General features: G+C 73.0%; 20 protein-coding genes and 1 tRNA gene. 10 read left to right on the forward strand and 11 right to left on the reverse strand.

What is annotated here, in order from left to right; genetic code table 11:
- Positions 1–12: 12 nt before the first annotated feature.
- The 5 genes from ACFXGA_RS10775 to ACFXGA_RS10795 all read right to left on the reverse strand — a co-directional run bounded on the left by ACFXGA_RS10775 (position 13) and on the right by ACFXGA_RS10795 (position 7,624).
- Entirely contained in the window at positions 13–1,149 is a 1,137-nt protein-coding gene (locus ACFXGA_RS10775; protein WP_378086443.1) for an acyltransferase family protein, read from the reverse strand.
- A complete protein-coding gene (locus ACFXGA_RS10780; protein WP_378086445.1) occupies positions 1,146–2,105 on the reverse strand; it encodes a hypothetical protein in 960 nt (319 codons plus the stop codon). The genes ACFXGA_RS10775 and ACFXGA_RS10780 overlap by 4 nt, the downstream gene beginning before the upstream one ends.
- A complete protein-coding gene (locus ACFXGA_RS10785) occupies positions 2,098–2,736 on the reverse strand; it encodes a hypothetical protein (RefSeq protein ID WP_378086447.1) in 639 nt (212 codons plus the stop codon). Before ACFXGA_RS10785 ends, ACFXGA_RS10780 begins: the two co-directional genes overlap by 8 nt.
- Before the next feature lie 96 nt (positions 2,737–2,832).
- Complete coding sequence (locus ACFXGA_RS10790) at positions 2,833–6,513, reverse strand: FkbM family methyltransferase (RefSeq protein ID WP_378086449.1); 3,681 nt, start codon at positions 6,511–6,513, stop codon at positions 2,833–2,835.
- Positions 6,506–7,624, reverse strand: a complete 1,119-nt coding sequence (locus ACFXGA_RS10795; RefSeq protein ID WP_378086452.1) for a hypothetical protein — start codon at positions 7,622–7,624, stop codon at positions 6,506–6,508. Before ACFXGA_RS10795 ends, ACFXGA_RS10790 begins: the two co-directional genes overlap by 8 nt.
- Before the next feature lie 303 nt (positions 7,625–7,927).
- Here ACFXGA_RS10795 and ACFXGA_RS10800 point away from each other — a divergent pair, with 303 nt between their 5' ends.
- Complete coding sequence (locus tag ACFXGA_RS10800; protein ID WP_378086454.1) at positions 7,928–9,679, forward strand: ABC transporter ATP-binding protein; 1,752 nt, start codon at positions 7,928–7,930, stop codon at positions 9,677–9,679.
- An 8-nt stretch (positions 9,680–9,687) separates the two neighbouring features.
- Here the strand turns inward: ACFXGA_RS10800 and ACFXGA_RS10805 are convergent, their stop codons facing one another.
- From ACFXGA_RS10805 to ACFXGA_RS10825, 5 genes are all read right to left on the reverse strand, one after another.
- Positions 9,688–10,293, reverse strand: coding sequence for a hypothetical protein (locus tag ACFXGA_RS10805; protein ID WP_378086456.1), 606 nt, complete (start codon positions 10,291–10,293; stop codon positions 9,688–9,690).
- Between the two features lie 46 nt (positions 10,294–10,339).
- The gene (locus ACFXGA_RS10810; RefSeq protein WP_378086458.1) at positions 10,340–10,744 is read right to left on the reverse strand and encodes a hypothetical protein; all 405 of its coding nucleotides are present in this window, start codon (positions 10,742–10,744) and stop codon (positions 10,340–10,342) included.
- A gap of 112 nt (positions 10,745–10,856) precedes the next feature.
- Positions 10,857–11,285, reverse strand: coding sequence for an OsmC family protein (locus tag ACFXGA_RS10815; protein ID WP_378086460.1), 429 nt, complete (start codon positions 11,283–11,285; stop codon positions 10,857–10,859).
- Between the two features lie 129 nt (positions 11,286–11,414).
- Positions 11,415–11,487: transfer RNA gene (locus tag ACFXGA_RS10820), tRNA-Gly, on the reverse strand.
- A 13-nt stretch (positions 11,488–11,500) separates the two neighbouring features.
- Positions 11,501–11,911, reverse strand: a complete 411-nt coding sequence (locus tag ACFXGA_RS10825) for a hypothetical protein (protein ID WP_378086462.1) — start codon at positions 11,909–11,911, stop codon at positions 11,501–11,503.
- A 249-nt stretch (positions 11,912–12,160) separates the two neighbouring features.
- Here ACFXGA_RS10825 and ACFXGA_RS10830 point away from each other — a divergent pair, with 249 nt between their 5' ends.
- From ACFXGA_RS10830 to ACFXGA_RS10850, 5 genes are all read left to right on the forward strand, one after another.
- Positions 12,161–13,564: a sigma-70 family RNA polymerase sigma factor gene (locus ACFXGA_RS10830; RefSeq protein ID WP_378086464.1), complete on the forward strand. Its 1,404-nt coding sequence runs from the start codon at positions 12,161–12,163 to the stop codon at positions 13,562–13,564.
- An 86-nt stretch (positions 13,565–13,650) separates the two neighbouring features.
- Complete coding sequence (locus tag ACFXGA_RS10835; RefSeq protein WP_378086466.1) at positions 13,651–14,085, forward strand: DUF983 domain-containing protein; 435 nt, start codon at positions 13,651–13,653, stop codon at positions 14,083–14,085.
- 27 nt (positions 14,086–14,112) lie between these two features.
- Positions 14,113–14,976 (forward strand): DNA-formamidopyrimidine glycosylase family protein, encoded by an 864-nt coding sequence (locus tag ACFXGA_RS10840; RefSeq protein WP_378086468.1) that lies wholly within the window; start codon positions 14,113–14,115, stop codon positions 14,974–14,976.
- A gap of 91 nt (positions 14,977–15,067) precedes the next feature.
- The gene (locus tag ACFXGA_RS10845) at positions 15,068–15,328 is read left to right on the forward strand and encodes a hypothetical protein (protein WP_378086470.1); all 261 of its coding nucleotides are present in this window, start codon (positions 15,068–15,070) and stop codon (positions 15,326–15,328) included.
- Between the two features lie 201 nt (positions 15,329–15,529).
- A complete protein-coding gene (locus tag ACFXGA_RS10850; RefSeq protein WP_378086472.1) occupies positions 15,530–16,789 on the forward strand; it encodes a histidine kinase in 1,260 nt (419 codons plus the stop codon).
- 16 nt (positions 16,790–16,805) lie between these two features.
- Here ACFXGA_RS10850 and ACFXGA_RS10855 read toward each other — a convergent pair whose 3' ends face one another.
- Positions 16,806–16,973: a hypothetical protein gene (locus ACFXGA_RS10855; RefSeq protein ID WP_378086474.1), complete on the reverse strand. Its 168-nt coding sequence runs from the start codon at positions 16,971–16,973 to the stop codon at positions 16,806–16,808.
- 71 nt (positions 16,974–17,044) lie between these two features.
- Here ACFXGA_RS10855 and ACFXGA_RS10860 point away from each other — a divergent pair, with 71 nt between their 5' ends.
- The 4 genes from ACFXGA_RS10860 (at position 17,045) to ACFXGA_RS10875 (ending at position 21,063) form a co-directional block, all read left to right on the forward strand.
- Positions 17,045–17,911: a S49 family peptidase gene (locus ACFXGA_RS10860; protein ID WP_378086476.1), complete on the forward strand. Its 867-nt coding sequence runs from the start codon at positions 17,045–17,047 to the stop codon at positions 17,909–17,911.
- Positions 17,912–17,972: 61 nt separating this feature from the next.
- Positions 17,973–18,830, forward strand: a complete 858-nt coding sequence (locus ACFXGA_RS10865; RefSeq protein ID WP_378086478.1) for a LytR/AlgR family response regulator transcription factor — start codon at positions 17,973–17,975, stop codon at positions 18,828–18,830.
- On the forward strand, positions 18,827–19,267 hold the full coding sequence (locus tag ACFXGA_RS10870) for a hypothetical protein (protein WP_378086480.1): 441 nt from the start codon (positions 18,827–18,829) through the stop codon (positions 19,265–19,267). Before ACFXGA_RS10865 ends, ACFXGA_RS10870 begins: the two co-directional genes overlap by 4 nt.
- A gap of 35 nt (positions 19,268–19,302) precedes the next feature.
- Positions 19,303–21,063: a cation acetate symporter gene (locus ACFXGA_RS10875; protein ID WP_378086507.1), complete on the forward strand. Its 1,761-nt coding sequence runs from the start codon at positions 19,303–19,305 to the stop codon at positions 21,061–21,063.
- Positions 21,064–21,102 lie beyond the last annotated feature (39 nt).

Below are 21,102 nucleotides of genomic sequence, written 5' to 3' on the forward strand. Positions count from 1 at the left end.
GTAACGAACCGCCTACGTTCGTGTCCTCCCCGTGATTGAACCGGCTTCGCCCGTTCGCTCGCGCCGTTCCCACCTGCGGATCACCCGGTTGGCGGGCATCTCGACCAGGCGGTGCAGCAGTTCGGCGGCCACCGCGGCCGCCACCAGCCCCACCACCACGACCAGGGTCGGGTCCAGGTGCGGCATCAGGGTGTCGTACAACGGGTACATCGCGCTCAGGTGGATCAGGTAGATCGCGTACGTCCGCTTCGACCAACCGCGGATCAGCGCGGACCGGCTCACCGGACCGCTCGCGGCCACCAGCAGCACGGTCAGCAGCACGGCGAACAGCAGCGTGCGCGGCACCGCGTCGCCCTGCTCGGTGTAGCCGCCCACCTTGTCGGTCCAGACGAACAGCAGGAAGTGCGCCGAGGCGATGGCCGTGCCCGCGACCGGGTGGACCTTCCCGGAGTGCACCAGCGAGATCAGCTGCCCGATCACGAGCACCGGCAGGTACGCGCCGAACTGCCCGATCCCGTGGCCGAGCGAGGTCGGGAAGTGGTTGGTGATCAGCAGGACGGTGAAGCACGCGGGAGCGGCGGCCAGCGGCGGGATCCACGGCCACTTGCGCAGCACGGGGATGGTCAGCGCGACGTAGCAGTAGAAGACCACCTGCACCTGGAGCGTCCACGTCACCGCGACCAGCGCGACCTGCGGCGTCTGCAGGAAGTTGACGAGGAACAGGCCGCTGACGAGGTCGCCGAGGTCGAGGTCCCCCTCGCGGGCGGACGACACCCGGAAACCGAGGTTGATCAGGATCCACGCGATCACCGTGACGACCCACAGCAGCGGCACGAGCCGCACGACGCGGCGGCGCAGGAACTGGACCGGGCGCTCCCGGTTCGCCACGTGCGTCACCACGACGCCGCTGACGACCAGGAACAACGCCACGCCGAAGAACGACAGGCGCGGGTTGAGGTGCAACCGGTCGACGACGCCCTGCTCGACCGCGGTCGACAGCCAGAACTCCCGGTCGTTCAACGCGAACCAGGCGGTCAGGTGGGTCAGCACGACCGCGCAGGACGCGACGACCCGCAGCAGGTCGAGTCCGTGCAGGTACCCGGTGCCCTGGGCCGCGGCCTCGGGCCGCGCCAGCGTGGTCGCCGTCATGCCACCTTCTCCACAACCCGGTGCAGACCCTCCGCGGCGAAACCCGCGCACCCCACCGCGACCACCACGGCGAGCGATGACGGCAGGACGGCGGACAGCACGCCGGTCACCGCGTAGCCGACGACCGGGACGGACACGTACAGCGGCACCGCGCGGCTGCTCAACCAGCGCACGGGCCGCGTGCTCGCGAGCGCCGCGCCGCGCGGCAGCGCGATCAGGAACACCAGCAGCGCCAGCACGCCGCCGAGCGGGTGCCAGTACCCGGCCAGCTCCGGCGTCACCTCGTCGGCCACCACCAGCAGCGCCGCGGCGAGCAGGCCGAGGCAGAAGCCGTGCGCCGCGGTCAGCCGCCCCGCCCGCACGAGCCACGCCACCTCGCCGAGCACGATCAGCGGCACCAGGGCGGCGACCTGTCCGAGGTCGCGCAGCACGTCCGGCGCGCCGGCCCAACCGCCCGCCATCACCAGCGCGCAGGCGACCTCCAGCCGCACCAGGACCGCGAGCCACGGCGCGCCGCGCTCCACCGGTCGCAGCGCCGCGACCAGCAGCCCCGAGCACGCCGTCGCCGCGATCGGCGTGATCACCGCCGCGTCGGTCAACGGCTCCGCGCCCAGGAGCAGGAGCAGCGCGCCCACGACGACCGCGCCCGCCAGCGCGGCCGCGACCCGGCGCAGCAACCGCACCGCCACGGACCACCGGTCCACGCCCGCGATCGCGTAGCCGGCCGACAGGAGCAGCAGCGCGGTGCCGAGGAAGCCGAAGTCCTCGCCGAGCCCGGTCGGCTGGTTGACCCAGCCCCGGATCACGACGACGAGGTCGCCGGTGTCCCCGTGCCGGCTCGGCCACAGGCCGACGAGGTAGCTGTAGGCGAGCAGGCAGACGGCGGCCGCGGTCACCACGCGCACGCCGGGCAGGGTCGTGCCACCCGCCTCGACGGGTGTCCTGGTCTCAGCCATCGGCGGGCAGCGCTTCCAGCTGGAGGGCGAGCAGGGGCCCGAACGCGGAGGTGAGGTCGTGCGACCTGGCGTTCAGCTCGACCCGGACGAGCAGGTCCTGGTGCACGTAGAAGGCGCGCACGGTCGGCCGCGGCGCGGGGTCGGCGTCCGGGTTGGCGACCACCCGGGTCACCCGGGTGATCCCGTGCTCGGGCGCGATGCGCTCCAGGCCGAACTCCTGCTGGAGCCCGTCGAGCCGGTCGGCGGCGCGCAGCGCGGCCTCGCGGTCCGCCATCCGGACGACCGCGACGAGCACCCGGCCCTCGGGCCGCCGGGACGACAGCGTCAGCCGGGCCGCGCCCGCGCCCCCTTCGGCGTAGACCTCGACCTCGAGGTCGTTGAGAAAGTTCAGCTCCACCAGGTCGGAGAACGCGCGCACGCTGTCGTACGACTCGGTGCCGGAGTCGAAGTCCGCCAGCGCCAACGGGTCCGCGGCCAGGCGGCCCGCCTCGCCGGTCGCCGGCACGTTGCGGGCGCTGGCGGGCAGCGGGTCCCCGCCCCAGATGCTCCAGGCGCCGAACGTGACGACGGCGAGCACGCCGGTGACGAGCAGTGCGCCGAGCACGGAGGTGCGCGTCCGTACCTCACTCACGCGGGACTTACCTCCACACTCGAAACCCGGCCCCCGAGTGGGAACCGGGCACGAGTGTCGCAGGCCGAACCCCGCCTGTCACAGGAAATGCTCAGGTCAGAGTGGTCGAAGCCACAACGTGACGAAGCCGCTCGCCGCCGTTTCCGCCTGGCGCACCAGGTCCTCGTCGGCGTGCTCGGCCTCCGCGTCGCCGCCCAGCGGCACGGGCGCGTAGCCGAGCTTGCGGTAGCCCAGCAGGACCTGGAGCGGGTCGTCGCCGAGTTCGGTGATCGCGTCGGGGCAGAACTCGCACACCACGTGCGGCCGGTCGCGTTCCAGCACGGCGGTCAGGCCGGCCAGCGCGCGGTGGTCGCGGCCCTGGAGGTCCACCTTCACCAGCGTGACGCGGCGGTCGGACACCTCCGGCCTGGTGTCGAGCCGGACCGCCGGCACCACGACGCCGCCCGCGGCCTCGTCGGACGCGTCGTGCGCCCGGTGGTCGCCGCTGTTGCCGTCCTCGGCCTGCACGAGCCGGATGCTGCCCTCGGTGTCCCACGCCGCGACCGGCAGCACGTCCACCGACCGCGCGCCCTCGGGGCCGAGGTTCGCGGTGACGTTGCGGCGCAGGTACTCGGCGTTGACCGGGTTGGCCTCCACCGCGACCACCGCCTCGACGCCCTCGGCCTGCCGGAGCAGCCGCAGCGTGTGGTAGCCGACGTGCGCGCCGATGTCGACGAACGTGCCGTCGCCCACCAGCCGGGCCATGAGCTCGGCCTCCTCGGCCTCCCACGACCGGTGGTAGGCCAGCCACGGCAGCACGACGCGGTCCACGGGCAGCAGCAACGCGCCCGCGTCGCACACCACCACGTCCGCGCCGGCGGGCACCGGCGCGTGCCGCAGCCGGGCGGTGTCCTGCACCGCGGCCAGCGCGCGGGCCAGCTCGTCCAGCCGCCGGTCGCCGCCGTCGAACCGCTCGTCGCGCTCGGCGAACCGGTCGAACGTGGTGCGCTGCTCCTCGTCCAGCCGCGACCACACGCGGTCGAGGGTGGTGTCGACCCGCTGCTCCAGGTCGGACACCGCGGACGCGGCGTCCTGCGCGGCGGAGCGGAGGTCGTCCTGCACGGCGGCCAGGCGGGTCTTGAGGCCCTCGTTGGCCCACCGCGTGGACTCGACGCTCGACTCGACCGCCTCCAGCCGCGCGACCACGCCGTTCAACGTGTCCTCGACGCCGCCGACGAGCGTGCCCATCACCTTGCGCTGGTGCACGTCGTAGTGGTCGATGGCGCGCAGCACGGCCTTGCGCAGGGCGGGCGCCAGCGGCGTGCGCGACGCGGTGCCCACCTCGGCGCGCCACAGCAGCGCCTGCTTGGCGTCGCGCAGCGGGCGCAGCAGGTCCGAGCCCGGCAGCTCGGCCCGGTAGCCCGCGCCACCGCTGCCCAGCCAGCTCCGGTGCGCCTCCCGCAACTGCTCGGCCATCCACGCGGCCGCCCTGGCCACCGACCGGGTGCGCAGGATGTGCTCGCGGGCCGCGCGGCCGCGCCGGGCGGCCTCGGCCGGGTCGTCCGCGACCTCGCGCATGGCGCGGGCCGCGGCGTCCAGGTCGGGTTCGGCCCACACGGCGGTCGCCGGGTACGGGTGGTTGCCCGGTCCCACCGGCACCAGCCGGTGCGGCACCGGCCAGCCGGTCCTGGCGTCCAGGAACTCCGCGGTGCTGGAGTAGTCGGTGGAGATCACCGGCATGGCGCGTGCCATCGCCTCGGCCACGGTGAGGCCGAAGCCCTCGCTGCGGTGCAGCGACACGTACGCGCTGCTGGACGCGTACAGCTCGTCCAGCTCCTCCACGGACAGGTAGCGCTCGATCAGCTCGATCCGCGGGTCGTCCAGCACCTTGACCCGCAGCCGCTCGGCGGTGTGCGGGTTCTTGTCGCCGTTGATCGCCTTGAGCACCAGGCGCACGTCGTCGCGGCCCTCGAACGCCCGCTGGAACGCCTCGACCAGGCCCCACGGGTTCTTGCGCTGCCCGATGCTGAAGAAGTCGAACGCGAACAGGAACCGCACCGGGTCGCCGGGGCGGCGCTCCGGCCGGACCGGCGGGCCGGGGTCGCGCACCGGCACCGGGATCGCCTTGACCGGGATCGACGTGTGCCGGGCGATCGCGTCGCGGCAGAACTCGCTGACCGTCCACACCTCGTCGACCAGGTCGAACGCGTGGTGCATCTCGCCGGGGAACTCCTCCAGCTCCCACGCCCACAGGCCGATCCGGTAGCGGTGGTGGCCGACCTGCGGCTGGCGGTCGAGCACCGCGCGGGTCTGGTCCGCGTTCACGCACAGCAGGCTGACCGGGAACTTCGGGTCGCCGACGGTGCCCGGCTCGGCCAGGCCCGTGCGGTTGGACACCAGCCGGTCCTCGACCACCGACGCGACCGGCACCCCGGACTCGCGGATCGCGTCGTGCACCAGCCGGGCCATCTCGCCGACGCCCAGCTCGGCGGTCAGGTAGCCGACCACGTTGACGCCGAACTCGGCCGACGGCTCCGCGGGCTCCACCGGCTCGGCGGGCAGCGCCCACGCCGGCAGGGACGCCTCGGTCACCCCGGAACTCGCGCACCAGGAGCGGAACGGGGCGGCGTCGCGGCTGTGCGGCAACGGGAACGCGGTCTTCAGGTCGGGGCGCGAGTCCCACACCGCCTGCACCAGGCGGCTGAGCGCGGTGCCGATCGGCGCGTCGTCCGGCGGGGCGGCGAGCCACCGGCGCAACGCCTCGCCGCCGTCGTCGCCGAACGCGTGCGGCGGCACGGGCTTCTTCTTCCGCTCGGCCTTGACCCACGCGTCCCGGTACAGGGCGCGCATGGCCGGGCTGATCTTCGTGCCGTCGGCCATCTTCGCGAAGCCGTACGGGATCGACTCCAGCGTCTCGGCGTAACCGTTGCGCTGCAACGAGGAGCGGTAGCCGTCGCACAGCTCGCGGACGACCGGGTGCTCGGACAGCACCACGCGCGGCCGGCGCGGCGTGTGGCAGGACAGCAGCCACGGGTGCTCCGGCCGGTAACCGCTGTAGTGGAAGAACCGCAGCCGGTGACCGCCCGCGGTCAGCACGCCGTCCGCGTCGCGTTCGACCGGGCGCTCGTGGATGTTCCAGTACGCGACGTTGAACCCGGGGTCGCGCAGCACGGTGTGGTCGAACAGCGCGGGCACCTGGTCCACCCACCGCTGGTCGGTGAAGAGCTGCTTCTCCGGCGCGACGATCGCGTCGTGGCGCAGCCGCTCGGCCCAGAAGTCCAGGAACGGCTCGGAACCGGGACCGGTGGCCACGAAACCGAGGTTGAAGATGCCCGCGCCCATGATCGCGGCTTCGCTCGGGTCCTTGCCGTCGCGCGGCAACGGGTTGAGGAAGTGCGGCGTGAGCACGATCCCGTGCGCCAGCGCCAGTTCCGCCAACTCCGGCATCGGCGCGAACACCTGGATGTCCGGGTCCAGGTACATCACCACGTCGGCCGCCGCCCGCAGCTCGCGCAGCAGGTACGGCTTCACCGCCGTCGCCAGCTCGGTGACGTTGTAGGCGGTGGCCATCCGCAGGTAGTCCTCGGCGTCGATGCCGGTGGCCTCCGGACCGACCGTGCGCAGCCGGCCCTGCCGCTCACCCGACCCGCGCGGCGCGTCGATCACCGCGATCACGAACTCGTGGTCGGGGTGGTGCTCCAGGTAGGACGCGGCCAGGACGCGCGCGGCGGGCAGGTAGTTGCGGGCGACGACGGTGCACGCGGTCACCGCGCCGCCGTCGGGTCGCGGCTCAGCCATCGGCGGACAGCACCTCGAGCTCCGCGTCCAGCGCCTCGTCGAAGCCCTTGCGCGCGGCGGCGAGCGTCGGCGCGGCGACGTCGACCCGGACGATCAGGTCCTTGCTGGTGTAGTGGCCGCGGACGCGGGCGTTCTGCCCGTCCTTCGCGTCGACCTGGCCCGCCATCACGCCGGCGGGGGTGTCGGTCACCTGCACCATGCCGTTGTTGATCTGGGTGTTGTGCAGGCCGACCGTGCCGGCGGCGGCCGCCGCGGCGTCGGTGCACTGCACGATCAGGATGATGCCCTTGGAGCCGTCGTCCAGGGTGAACTGGGCCAGCTTGGTCTTGGACGCGCCCGCGGAGGTGTAGAGCGCGCTCTCGGAGTCGAGCAGGTACTTGAGGTTCGGGACCGCGGTGAAGTCGGTCACCGCCTTGTTCGTGCTCACCTTGCCGGGGACCTTGCCGACCGGCAGCGGGTCCGGCGGCGGTGGCGGCGTGGTGGTCGTGGTGGCGGTCGGCGTCTGGCTCGAGGACTCGGCGGCGGGCGTCGAGCCGCCGCGGCCCCAGATCCAGTAGGCGCCGAACGCGATGCCCGCGAGCAGCACGATCGCCACGACGATGCCGATGACCTTGCCCTTGCCGCCGCTGCCGCTGTCGTCGAAGACCTCGGGCCCCTGGGCGATCCAGCTCGGGTTGGCGTCGCCGACGGGGCTGTAGCTGTCGCCGCCCCACGGCGGGGTGCTCGACGGCGGGCCCGCCTGCCAGCCGCCCGGCGGCGGCGGGGGCATCTGGTTCGGCGGCGGCGCGATGGGCGCCACGTACTGGGTGCGGTCGGCGTCGGTCGGCCGCTGGCTCACGACCTGGGTCTTGTCCGCGTTGGCCTGCGGGCCGCCGGGCGTGACGATCTGGGTCGCGTCCGGGTTCGGCTGCTGCTGCTGGTGCTGCGGGGGCACCGCGTCCCACCGCACGGGCGGCGCGAACGGGCCGCTGTTGGTCTGCGCCGGTGCGGCCGGGCCGCCACCCGAGGCGGCGGCGAGGAGTTCATCCCGGCGACGGCGGTAGTCGTCGGCACTGATCCGACCCTCCGCCAACGTGCGGTCCAACTCTGCCAGGTCCTCTTGCCAGGACATTCCGCTCCTCCAGGGGTTGCCGCGCGAGCGCCATTGTTGCCTATGCGTTCCGGGGCGGTGCGGGCATACGGCACTTGTGATGCGGTCGTTGCCGGCCGCTGGTCCCTCCGGGTGGCCCACGCCACGCGACCGCCGCGGCCCGTGACGGGGTCCGTCGCCCTGACGTTCGGCGCCCGACCGCCCACGGTCCGCGACGCCGCGCGGGCGGGCCGGGCGCGCGCACCGGCCACCTACGATGTGAGAGCGCTCCCCACACGGCGCGGTGTGGGCGTCACACCACCCGCCGTCCGCAGGAGCAGCCCCATGCCCCACGGTCCGCTCGACCACCGCTACCGCGGCGAGCACCCGCTCCGCACCCTGCTCTACCTCTACCGGGAGGACCGCGGGAAGCTCGCCCTCGGCGCGGGCGCGTTCTTCGTCAAGCACAGCCCGACCTGGCTGACCCCGCTCATCACGGCCCACGTCATCGACGTCGTCGTGCAGCGCCGGCCGATCGTCGGCATGTGGCTCGGCGCGGGGCTGCTGCTGGTCATGCTCGTGCTCAACTACCCGTTCGCCATCCTCTACACGCGCTGGTGGTACGGCAGCGCGCGGCGGATGGGCATGCGGACGAGGTCCGCGCTGAGCCGCCGCATGCAGCAGCTCTCCATCGGCTACCACGCGCGGGTCAGCGCGGGCGTGCTGCAGACCAAGGTCATCCGGGACGTCGAGAGCATCGAGACCTCCACCCAGCAGATCGGCGACCAGGGGCTCGCCGCGCTGGCCACGCTGAGCGGCGCGCTGGCCGTGATCGCGGTGGGCGCGCCCGCGTTCCTGCCGGTGTTCCTGCTCGTCGTGCCCGCCGCGGCGGTGCTGGTGATGTGGCTGCGCGGCCGGCTGCGCGCGTACAACGAGTCGTTCCGCCAGGAGGTCGAGCAGCTGTCGTCGCGGGTCGGGGAGATGACCACGCTCATCCCCATCACCCGCGCGCACGGCCTGGAGCGCACCGCCCTCGACCGCATGGACGGCACGCTGCGCCAGGTCTTCGCGGCCGGCATGAAGCTCGACGGCCTCAACGTCCGGTTCGGCGCGCTGGCCTGGATCCTGCTCAACGCCCTGGGCGTCGGCTGCCTCGCGGGCTCGGCCCTGGCCGCCTACCACGGCCGGCTGTCCGTCACGCCCGGTGACGTGGTGATGCTCAGCGCCTACTTCGCCTCCCTCACCGGCGCGGTCACCACGTTGATGAGCCTGGCCCCGCTGATCGGCAAGGGCTTGGCGTCGGTGCGCTCGCTCGGCGAGGTGCTGGAAGCGCCCGACCTGGAGCACAACGCGGGCAAGGCGCGGGTGGACGTGGTGCGCGGCGGCGTGCGGTTCGAGGGCGTCGGGTTCTCCTACCCCGACGCCGACCGGCCCTCCGTGCGCGACTTCGACCTCGACGTGCGGCCGGGCGAGACGATCGCGCTGGTCGGCGCGTCCGGCGCGGGCAAGTCGACGGTGGTGAACCTCGTCATCGGGTTCCTGCGACCGACCGAGGGCCGCATCCTGCTCGACGGCGTGGACATGGAGACCCTCGACCTGCGCAGCTACCGGCGGTTCCTGTCGGTGGTGCCGCAGGAGTCGGTGCTGTTCGAGGGCACCATCCGGGAGAACGTCGGCTACGGCCTCGACGACGTGCCCGAGGACGTGGTGCGCCGCGCGCTGGCCGACGCCAACGCGCTGGAGTTCATCGACCGGCTGCCGTCCGGGCTGGACACCGTGGTCGGCGAGCGCGGCGCGCGGCTGTCCGGCGGGCAGAAGCAGCGGCTGGCGATCGCCAGGGCGCTGATCCGCGACCCGCGGGTGCTCGTGCTGGACGAGGCGACCTCCGCGCTGGACCACCGGTCCGAGGCGCTGGTGCAGCAGGCGCTGGCCCGCCTGGTGCGGGGGCGCACGGTGTTCGTGGTGGCGCACCGGCTGTCCACGATCCGCAACGCGGACCGGATCGTGGTGATGGACGACGGCCGGATCGCGGAGATCGGCTCGCACGACGAGTTGCTGCGGTCGGGGGGTCTGTACGCGCGGGCACAGAGCGCGTAGCCGGGCGCTCAGCCCTTCTTGGTGAGCAGCGTGGGGCCGACGATGCGCCGGGCGATCCGGCGGAACCGGCTGCGCGGCTTGGCGGGCGGCGGCGTCGGCTTGGCCGCCTCGGGCGCGGCCTGCGGCGCGGGGTCGGCGGTCGGCGCGGGGGCCGGCGCGGGTGCGCCGTTCACCGGCGGCGTCACCGGCTGGACCGGCGCGGGCTGGGCGGGCGCGGGCTGGGCGGGCGCGGTTTGGAGCGGTGCGGCCTGAAGTGGTGCGGCCTGAAGTGGTGCGGCCTGAACGGGAGCGGGTTGGGCGGGAGCAGCCTGGAGCGGCGCGGGCTGAAGGGGCGCGGGCTGAAGGGGCGCGGGTTGGGCGGGGGCGGCGGGAACGGGCGCGACCTGGAGCGGGGCGGCCTGGACGGCGGGCTGCGGCAGGGGGCCGGCGGGCACGTCGTGCGCGGGCACGGGCGGGAACTTCGTCGTGGCGACCGCGACGGGGGTCAGGTCGGTCGCCGTCACCGGTTCCGCGGTCGGCCAAGCGGGTTCCCGCGCGTCCGTGACGGGCTGGATGCGGATCGTGGGCGTGTCGTGGGTTCGCTGGGGCTGGGTGGGCACCTGGCTGGACGTCACTCCTCCGATCTTGCCAAAACACGTTCGGTGACCCGGGGGAGGGCGATCAGCAGAAGATGATCCCGCACGGTCTGCGGGTCGTCGTCGTGGTCGTGGTCGTCGTGGTGGTGGGCCGCCGCGTGGTGGTCGTGGTGGGCCGCGCCGTGGTGGTGGTCGTGGTGGTCGCCTCGGTCGTCGTGGTGACCTCGGTCGTCGTCGTGCTGGTGGTCGTCGCGGACGATGACGTCGTGGTCGTCGTCGTGCCGGACGGGCGTGAGCCGGTGGTCGTCGTGCCGGTCGCGGCCGCCGTGCGCGCGGGCTGCTCGCTGCGCTTGACGACGACGATCTCGCCGCCACCGCCGGTGGGCTCCAGGCTGCGGGGCGCTCTGCCCAGCCCGCCCTGGACCGCCAGGAGGGCGGCCACCGCCGCGCCGATCAGGGCGCCGAAGGCGAGCCGGCCGGGGGCACTCAACGCCGTGAGCATCCCCAACGACTACCGGCCTCACTCGTTAGGGTCAAATCCTTCGGGACATCTGGTACCGGCCCGACACTTCGGGTATCGGGCCGGTACCACCGTCACGCGATCACTGCTTGAGGTTCGCGGTCAGCGTGATCTCGGTGCCCGCCAGCGCCTTGCTGACCGGGCAGTTCTCCTTGGCGTTCTGGGCGGCGGCGGCGAAGCCCTCGGCGTCGAGGCCGGGCACGACCGCGGTGACGGTCAGGTGGATGCCGGTGATGCCGGTGCCCGGCTGGAACGTCACCTCGGCCGAGGTCTCGACCTCCTGCGGCGGGGTGCCCGCCTGCGCGAGGCCGTGCGACAGCGCCATCGAGTAGCAGGACGAGTGGGCGGCGGCGATCAGCTCCTCGGGGCTGGTCTTGCCGTTCGCCGCTTCGGCCCGGGACGGCCAGCTCACCTCGTACGTGCCGATGCCCGACGACTCCAGGGCGACGGTGCCCTTGCCCTCGAGCAGGTTGCCTTCCCAGTTGGTGGTCGCCTTGCGGGTGGTGGCCATGTGCGCAACTCCGTGTTCGACGTGGAGGACCTGTCGACGCCAAACCTAGTGGTGATCGTCCGCGCGCGCCGGAACCCGAAGGCCGGAATGCGGAAGACCCCCGGTGCGGACACGGGGGGTCTTCCCGAGAGCGGATGACGAGACTCGAACTCGCGACCCTCACCTTGGCAAGGTGATGCGCTACCAACTGCGCTACATCCGCCTGCTGGGGACAACTATAGCCCATGTTCCAAGGGGGTTTCGACGGGGGGTCCCGTTCGCGCCAACAAGCGGTCCACCTCGGTCAACCGCTCCTTCGGCCAGCGCCACTCCCAGAGCGGCCGGACGCGGTCCACCACCTCGGCGGGCAGCCACGGCGCCACCTCGTCGCGCAGCTCCCACTCGTCGAACACGTGCTCGTAGAAACTCACCACGGACGCGTCGGACAGGAACCGCTCCGGCTGCCGGAAGCACCAGTGCGCGAACCCGTAAACGCGGCCGAGCACCTCGCGGTCGCCGTCGCGGTGCGCCTCCAGCGCGAGTTGCCACAACTCGGCCAGGAAGACGTGGCAGGACCACGACTCGCGCTCGACGACGGCGCTCAGCTCGGGGAGGAGGGCGGAAGCCCTTGCGCGCCAGTCGACCACGCGGCAGGAGCGTACTCGTCGCGGCGGAACCCGCAGCGCCGTCGGCCACCACCTGACGCCCAGCCGTGACCGGTCCGTCACCGACCGCGAGCGTCTCGACGGCGGTGGACAGCCGCTCCGACTGGGCCGAACGGCCCACACCGACCGTCGGGTGTTCGGTATCGGCTCGCTATCGCTTCGGCCCGGGATCAGCCGTCTGTGGCATCTTGACCAGTGGACCACAGGCTTGGCGGGAGGTGCCGGGGCGGGATGGCCGGAGATGCCGATTTCGACCGGGAACTGCTCGCCAGGGTCAGGGCGGGTGACGACGGCGCGTTCGGCGAGCTGTTCACCCGGCACGCGGACGCCGTCCGCCGCTTCGCCCTCCGGCACGTGCGTGAACACGCCGAGGCCGACGACCTCACCGCGGAGGCGTTCTTCCGCGTGCTCCAGGCGATCCGCCGGGGCAACGGCCCGACCGACCACGTCCGGACCTACCTGCTGACCGTCGCGCGCCGGGTGGCGTGGGAGTGGAGCGGGCGGCGGCGGGACGTGCCGGTGGAGGACGAGGAGCTGAGCCGGCGGGTCGAGCCGTTCCCGGACGTCACCGCGAGCCGGCCGGAGCACGCGCTGATCTCCCGCGCGTTCACCAGCCTGCCCGAGCGGTGGCGCACGGTGCTGTGGCGGGTCGAGGTGGAGGGCGAGCGGCCGGCCGCGGTCGCGCCCGCCTACGGCCTGAGCCCGAACGCGATGGCGGCCCTGGCCCGCCGGGCCCGCGAGGGGCTGCGGGCGGCCTACCTCCAGGCGCACCTGGCCGCGGACGCCGGGCCGAGCGCGTGCGGCTCGGTGGTGGCCAAGCTCGGCACGTACACGGCGGGCGGCGCGCAGGGCGCCGAGCACAAGCGCATCCGCAAGCACCTCCGGACCTGCTCGTCCTGCAACGCGCTGCACGCCGAGCTGGTCGAGGTGTGCTCGACGCTGCGGGCGCACGCGGCGAGCATCGCCGTGCCGGTGGCCGCGACCGCGCTGCTCGCCCCGGCGGCGCTCGGTCCGGCCGCGCTCGCCCCGGCCGCGCTGGGCCCGGCGGTGGTCGGCAAGGCCGCGTGGCTGACCGGGCGGGTGAAGCTCGCGCTGGCGGCCACCGCCTCGGCCGCGGCCGTGGGGCTGTTCGGGGTGGTCGCCGGGACGGTCACCGGCGGGCCCGGACCGGCGCTGGTGCAGGCCGGCCCGAACGGCGCGCCCGACGAGCAGGTGCTGGCGCTGTGCTCGACCACCGCGACCACGACCGTGATCGGCACGCCGACCAGCGAGACGTCGCCGTCGGCCGGCGCCAGGCAGGTCGTCGCGCACGTCGGGACCCGGCCGGCCGACCGCTCCGCGGCGCCCGTCACGACCTCCGCGCCCCCGCCCGCGCCGCCCGCGGTGGAGCCGACCGGGAGCGCCCCGCCGGCCCGCGAACGCGCCCTGGAGACCGACACCGCGCCGGTCACGACCTCCGCGTCCGCGTCGGTGCTGGTGCTGACCACCACGACCGCCGTCACCACGACCGCCGTCACGACGACCACCGCCTCCCCGCCCAGGTCGGCGGGCACGTCGGTCGAGCCGCCGAAGCCCTCGGTGACGCCGACGACCGTCACCCTGCACCCGACGCCGATCCGGCTGGACCCCGCGTAGCCACCGGTTTCACCCGCGAGGTGCAAGACTCTCCCGGTAGCGTGGAGATCGCTTGAGTGATCGCTCGACGTCCCGAGGAGACGGTGATGACGCGGCTGGTGCGCGGTGCGGACGGCCGGATGTGGACGGTGCGCAGCCAGATCGAGTGGCGCAACCCGTCGGCCGACGCCGACTTCGAGCACGACGTGAGCGGCGGTCAGGGCCCGGGCGTGCTGATGCTCGCGATCGTCATCGCCATGGGCGTCATCCTGGTGGCGTGGACGCCGCCGGAGGTCGTCGTGCCCGGCTGGCTGCTGGTGGCGCTGGTCCTGGTGTTCCTCTTCTTCCCGGTCCGCTGGGCGGTGCGGCGGCCGTGGCGGATCACGGCGGACTCGAAGAAGACCGAGGAGCTGCCGCCGGAGCGGTGGGTCGGCTCGGTGCGCGGCTTCCTCACCGTGCGCAACGAGGTCGCCAACGTGGCCCGCAAGATCGAGATGTACTCGCTGCCCGACCTGGACGGCCCGCTGCAACCGGTCGACTGACGGCCCGGCGCGGGTGACACTGGTGCGGTGCCGGAACTGCCCGAGGTCGAGGCGCTCGCCCACCACCTGCGCGAGCACGCCGTTGGACGGCGCGTGCACCGGGTGGACGTGGCGTCGCTGCACGTGTTGAAGACGTTCACGCCGCCGTGGACCGAGCTGCAGGGGCGCGAGGTGACCGGCGCGGGCCGGTTCGGCAAGCACCTGGACCTCGACTGCGACGGCCTGCACCTGGTGGTGCACCTGGCGCGCGCCGGGTGGCTGCGCTGGTCGGAGCACCTGTCGGCGGGGCCGCCCAAGCCCGGTCGCGGGCCGCTGGCGCTGCGCGTGCACCTCGGCCCGCCGGGGGAGGGGCCGGGGTTCGACCTGACCGAGGCGGGCACCAAGAAGGGCCTGGCCGCGTGGGTCGTGACCGACCCGGCGGAGGTGCCGGGCATCGCGCGGCTGGGGCCGGACGCGCTGTCGGTGACGCGCACCCAGCTGGAGGACCTGTTCGCGGGCCGCACCGAGCGGCTGAAGACGGCGTTGACCGACCAGACCGTGCTCGCGGGCGTCGGCAACGCCTACTCCGACGAGATCATGCACACCGCCCGGCTGTCGCCCTACGCGACGGCGGGCAAGCTGGACGCGGAGGCGCTGGACCGGCTGCACGAGGCGTTGGTCGGCGTGCTGACCGACGCCGTGGCGCGTTCGGTCGGCCAGCACGCGGCGACCCTGAAGGGTGAGAAGCGGTCCGGCCTGCGGGTGCACGGGCGGACCGGTCTGCCGTGCCCGGTGTGCGGTGACGCGGTGCGCGAGGTCTCCTTCGCGGACAAGGCTTTCCAGTACTGCGCGACGTGCCAGACGGGCGGCAGGCCGCTGGCCGACCGCCGGATGTCGCGGCTGCTCAAGTAGCTCACTCGGACGAGTGGCTTGCTCCGTTCGTCGGCTGAACCGGGCTCGTCGGGGCACTCCTCCTGGTGTCCGAACCACACTTGGAGGAGCCATGAACCAGCGCATCGCCGCCGCGTTGATCGGCGCCACTATGGGACTGGCCACGTTCGCCGGTTCGACCATCGCCGTCTCGGCCGCCGCGCCCGAGGAGCAGAAACCCCAGCTCCAGCAGGACGAGGTCACGAAGGTGATCTGCCGCGTGCTGGAGGAGCTGGACCTGCTGGAGGAACCCGCCCTGGCCGACCTGGTCGAGAAGCTGGGCTGCAAGAAGCAGAGCCCGACCTCGACCACGACGGCGCCCAGCTCGACCTGACGGGACGGTCGGCGCTGACGCGGGGTGAGCGCCGTGCCCCGGGGTGCGGTCCGAGTGATCGGATCGCACCCACTCTCCGTGATCGCACCCCGTCTTGATCGCCCGATTGGGTAAGCAATCCGCCACGGTCGCCGCCAATTCATCGGATGTGCACGGCCGCACACCGCGAATCCCTTGCCACCGCCGCCCCCACGGCAGAGCATGGACGCCGTGCGTGACCTCCTGACCGAGCGTGCGGTGCTCGGCCTCATCGCGACCTTGGCCGTCCTGGGCCTGTTCGTGATGCTCTGCCGCGCCCGCCGGGTCAGCACGTCGGTCGAGGACGCGGTGATGGACATGCTGCACCGCATGTCGAAGGCGTCGGCCGACCTGCGCGAGGGGCTGACCGAGGACGCGGCCAACAAGGCGACGCCGCACCTGCGGGAGATGCTGCGGTGCGTCGCGGTCGGCATCACCGACCACGAGGACACGCTCCTGTCGTGGGACGGCGGCGCGAACGACCACTACGAGTTCCTGCGCCCCTACATCGAGCGCGCCATCGGCGAGGGCCACAAGGAGCACGTCGAGCACCGCAAGCTCGACTGCGAGCTGCCCGGCCCGTGCTCGCTGCACAGCGCCGTGATCGTGCCGCTGGTGGTGGAGGGCGACGTCGCCGGCACGCTGATCGTGGTCAGCGGGGTGGCGAACAAGCGGCAGATCCGGATGGCGGAGGAGACCGCGCGGTTCGTCTCCACCCAGCTCGAGCTGGAGGTGCTGCAGAAGTCCCGGCAGGCGCTGGCGCAGGCCGAGGTCCGGGCGCTGCGGGCGCAGATCTCGCCGCACTTCGTCTACAACGCGCTCAACACGATCTCGTCGCTGATCCGCACCGACCCCGCGCACGCGCGGGAGCTGCTGCAGGAGTTCGCCGAGTTCACCCGCTACTCGTTCCGCACCGACGGCTTCTTCACCACGCTGGCCGACGAGCTGACCAACATCCACCGCTACCTGACCATCGAGCAGGCGCGGTACGGGTCGAGGCTGAACGTGCGGCTGAAGATCGCGCCCGAGGTGCTCCAGGTCGTGCTGCCGTTCCTGGTGCTGCAACCGCTGGTGGAGAACGCGGTCCGGCACGGCCTGGCCAAGAAGCCCGGCGGCGGGCTGCTGACGATCATCGCCGAGGACAACGGCGCGGAAGCGCTGATCTCCGTCGAGGACGACGGCGTCGGCATGGACCCGGACCGCCTGTTCGAGGACCTGAAGGACGCCCACCAGACCGGCGCCCACGTGGGCCTGGGCAACATCAACCACCGGATGCGGGCGGTGTTCGGCGACGACTACGCGCTGGTCGTGGAGACCGCGCCGGACGCCGGCATGAAGATCATCCTCAAGATCCCGAAGTACAGCCGGGGCGTGCAGACCAACCTGCCCCTGGTGCCGCCGCGGCTGGAGGACACCACCGAGCAGCCCGCCGTGCGCGCGTGACGTCCCGCGCCGGGGGTCACGCGGCGGCGATCGCCAGGACCGTGACCACCATGACCGCGCACATGCCCCACGACATCCACATCCAGTAGACGTGCATCGCGGTCGGGCCGTCGGCGTTCTTGCGCCCGCGGTCGTCCCACCACTCGACGTAGCGTTCGAGCCACCGGAACGGGTTGAACGTCACCGCTCGATGGTAGCCGCGCGCGCCGCCGCTTCCCGGCCACACTCCCCGCCGGGCCCACGTAAGGTCGGGGCATGAGCGTGACGGACAAGATCGCGGCCCGGCTGCCGAAGATCGTCAGCGAGCGGACCGAGCGCGGCCCCGTGGTGGCCGCCGTCCGCCTGCACGGCGTCATCACCCCGACGCCCTCGCCGATGGCCCGCAACACCATCAACGTGCAGACCGTGGAGAGCGCGCTGACCCGCGCGTTCGACCACGACCGGCTGGTCGCGGTCGCCCTGCTGATCAACTCGCCCGGCGGCGCGCCCACCCAGTCGGCGCTGGTCGGCGAGCGCATCCGCGAGCTGGCCGCGAAGAAGAAGGTGCCGGTCCTGGCGTTCTGCGAGGACCTGGCGGCCTCCGGCGGCTACTGGCTGGCCTGCGCGGCCGACGAGATCTACGCCCACGGCACGTCCCTGGTGGGGTCGATCGGCGTGGTCAGCGCCGGGTTCGGGCTCAACGGCCTGATCGAGCGCTACGGCGTCGAGCGGCGCGTGCACACGGCCGGGGAGAACAAAGTCCGCCTCGACCCGTTCAGCCCGGAGAAGCCCGAGGACGTCGAGTGGCTCAAGGGCCTGCAGGCGCAGCTGCACGAGCAGTTCGCCGCCTGGGTCAGGCAGCGGCGCGGCGCGAAGCTGAAGGGCACCGACGACGAGCTGTTCAACGGCGAGGTGTGGACCGGCGCGAAGGCCGTCGAGCTGGGCCTGGTCGACGGGCTGGGCACGCTGCGCGGCGTCGTGGCGGAGCGCTACCCGGACGCCGACATCGCGGTCGCCGAGCCCCGCCGACCCCTCCTGGCCCGTCTCGGGCTCGCCGGCGCCACCACCCGATCGGGCGACTTCCTGCTGGACGGGTTGGCGGCGTTGGAGGAGCGGGCGCGCTGGTCGCGATTCGGCTTGTGAGGTCACGGCCGCGCGGCCGTCCGGCAACCGGCGTAGACAGCGACCCCGCCGGGTCGGCAAGATGCGCGGCACAGTGAGTACCCCAGTGAACAATCGCGCGGACCACTCGGGGCTCCTCGTCCTGGCGGTGGACGACGAGGCACCCGGTCTGAGCGAGATCAAGTACCTGCTCGAAAGCAGCCCGCACATCCGACGCGTGCTCACGGCCTTCGACGCGGCCGAGGCACTGCGCATCCTCCGGGGTGACTACGACGTCGAGGTGATGGACCGCACCCGGGCCGGGCTACCGCCGGTCGACGCCGTGTTCGCCGACATCAACATGCCGGGGTTGAGCGGCACGGACCTCGCGCGCGTGCTCGGCGCGTTCCGCGCGCCGCCGGCGTTGGTGTTCGTCACGGGGGTCGAGCACTCGGAGGCCGTGGTGGCCTTCGAGGTGGGCGCGCTGGACTTCGTCACCAAGCCGATCAACGCCGACCGGGTCAACAAGGCGATCTCGCGGGTCGTCGACCGGGTCGCCGCGACCCCGGCGGTGACCCCGGAGCCGGCCGCCGAGCCGCAGGACGACGAGGTGATCCCGGTCGAGCTGGGCGGCACGATCAAGCTCGTGCCGCGGGCCACCGTGCGCTACGTCGAGGCGCAGGGCGACTACGCTCGCCTGCACACCAACGACGGCGCCAGCCACCTGGTGCGCATCCCGCTGGCCCAGCTGGAGGAGCGCTGGGAGAACGCGGGCTTCGTGCGCATCCACCGCTCCTTCCTGGTGGCGCTGCCGCTGGTGACCGAGCTGCGGATGACGTCGAACGGGTACGCGGTGGTGATCGGGTCGGGCGAGGGGGCGAAGGAGCTGCCGGTGAGCCGGCGGCACACGCGTGAGCTGAAGGAGCGGATCGTGCGCCCCCCCAAGAGCAGTTGGGGATGACCAAGCACTCCGGCCCCCCCGGCCAACCGGACCAGCCGCAGCCGGCCGAACGCGACGCCTGGCTGTCGGTGTCGGCGCGCAAGAACCGCCGGCGGCGCGTGGTCCTGGCGGACCCGCGCGGGCGCGGGCGGGTGCTGCGCACGATCATCGAGCTGGAGGAGCAGACCAGCGTCGGCGAGAAGCTGATCCGCGACCTGATCAGGACCCAGCTGCGGACCGGCCTGGCGCTCGGCGGCGGCACGCTGGTGCTGCTCGCGTCGCTGCCGTTGCTGTTCTACCTCGTGCCGTCGTTGTCGGACGTGCAGTTCCTGGGCGTGCGGCTGCCGTGGCTGCTGCTGGCGCTGCTGCCGTTCCCGCTCCTGTACGGGGTGGGCTACGCGTACCGAAGACTGGCGGAGAGCCACGAGCAGGACTTCGTGAGTTCGGTGGACCGGTGATCGACAACCCGTGGAGCCTGGTGCTCGTCGGCGTGATGGCGCTGCTGACGTTCTCGTTGGGCTACGTGGGTTCCCGCCGCGCCAACACGACCCCCGACTTCCTGGTGGCCCGCCGCGCCGTGCCCGCCACCCGCAACGCCGCGGCGATCTCCGGCGAGTACCTGTCCGCCGCGTCGTTCCTCGGCGTGGCCGGGCTGGTGCTCAAGGACGGGATCGACGCGCTGTGGTACCCGATCGGCTTCACCGCCGGGTACCTGGCGATGATGCTGTTCGTGGCCGCGCCGCTGCGGCGGTCCGGCGCGTACACGCTGCCCGACTTCGCCGAGGCCCGGCTCGGCCCGTCCAACCTGCGGAAGTTCTGCACGTTCTTCGTGATCTGCATCGGCGTGCTGTACCTGGTGCCGCAGTTGCAGTCGGCCGGGCTGACGCTGAACACGATCACGGGCCTGCCCGCGTGGCTGGGCGGCGTGCTGGTGACCGCGATCGTGGTGGTGAACGTCCTCGGCGGCGGCATGCGCGCGATCACGCTGGTGCAGGCGTTCCAGTACTGGGGCAAGCTGTTCGCGATCGCCGCGCCGACGTTCGTGCTGTTCGCGTTGTTCCTGACCGGGCCGGACAACGGCGCGCAGCCGGTGGACGCCGCGGGCGTGCTGCGGTTCCCCGAGGACGTCGAGGTGACCACGGTCGACCCGGTCCGGGTGCGGGTGGACGTGCCGGTCGAGCTGTCCGCGACGGGCGTGGTGAACGGTTCGCCCGCGGACGGGCCGGTGTACTGGACGACCGGCCTGCACGAGGTGGGCGCGGACACCGAGCTGCGGTTCGCCGCCGGGTCGCCGGTGCCCGTGGTGGAGGGGTCGCCGACGTCCAACGAGGACTGGCTGCGGCCGCAGACCGACGGCCTGTCGGGGCTGTTCGAGACGTACTCGCTGATCTTCGCGACGTTCCTGGGCACGATGGGCCTGCCGCACGTGCTGGTGCGGTTCTACACCAACCCGGACGGGCGGGCGGCCCGGCGCACGGCGTTGCACGTGCTGTACCTGCTGGGGTTGTTCTACCTGTTCCCGACCGTGCTGGGCGTGATCTCGCGGCAGTACCTGCCGCAGTTGCTGGTGACGGGCAAGACCGACGCGGCGGTGCTGCTGCTGCCGACCACGATGCAGCCGAACCCGTTGGGGCAGGTGCTGGGCGCGGTGGTGGCGGCGGGCGCGTTCGCGGCGTTCCTGTCCACGTCGTCCGGGCTGCTCGTGTCGGTGGCCGGGGTGGTGTCGACGGACATCCTGCCGGGCAAGGTGCGCGACTTCCGGTGGGCCACGGTGCTGACGGGCGCGGTGGCGATCGGGTTGGCGCTGCTGCTGCCGCGCGCGGACGCGTCGTTGACGGTGGCGATGTCGTTCGCGCTGGCGGCGTCCACGTTCTGCCCGTTGCTGCTGCTGGGGATCTGGTGGCGCGGGTTGACCTGGGTCGGCGCGGTGGCCGGGCTGGTCGTCGGCGGCGGGCTGGTGATCGGCTCGCAGGTGGTGACCGTGGTCAGCTCCTACACCGGCGGCTGGGCGCCGACTGTGTTCTCGCAGCCGGCGCTGGTGACGGTGCCGGCGGCGTTCCTGACCATGGTGATGATCAGCAAGCTGACCGCGCGCCGCAAACCCGACGACGTGAACCAGATCCTGCTGCGGCTGCACGCCCCGGACCCGCTGGGGTTCATGCGCGACCGGGACGTGCAGCGGTTCGGCACGGCGGAGGAGAAGGCCCGCGTCACGGAGCGGAGCCGCGGCGGCGACACCCCGCCGTCGCCCTGAGACACCAGCCCGACGGCACCACTTCGTGATATCGCTCAC

The sequence above is a fragment of the Actinosynnema sp. NPDC059335 genome (assembly GCF_042752395.1).
Lineage (GTDB): Bacteria > Actinomycetota > Actinomycetes > Mycobacteriales > Pseudonocardiaceae > Actinosynnema.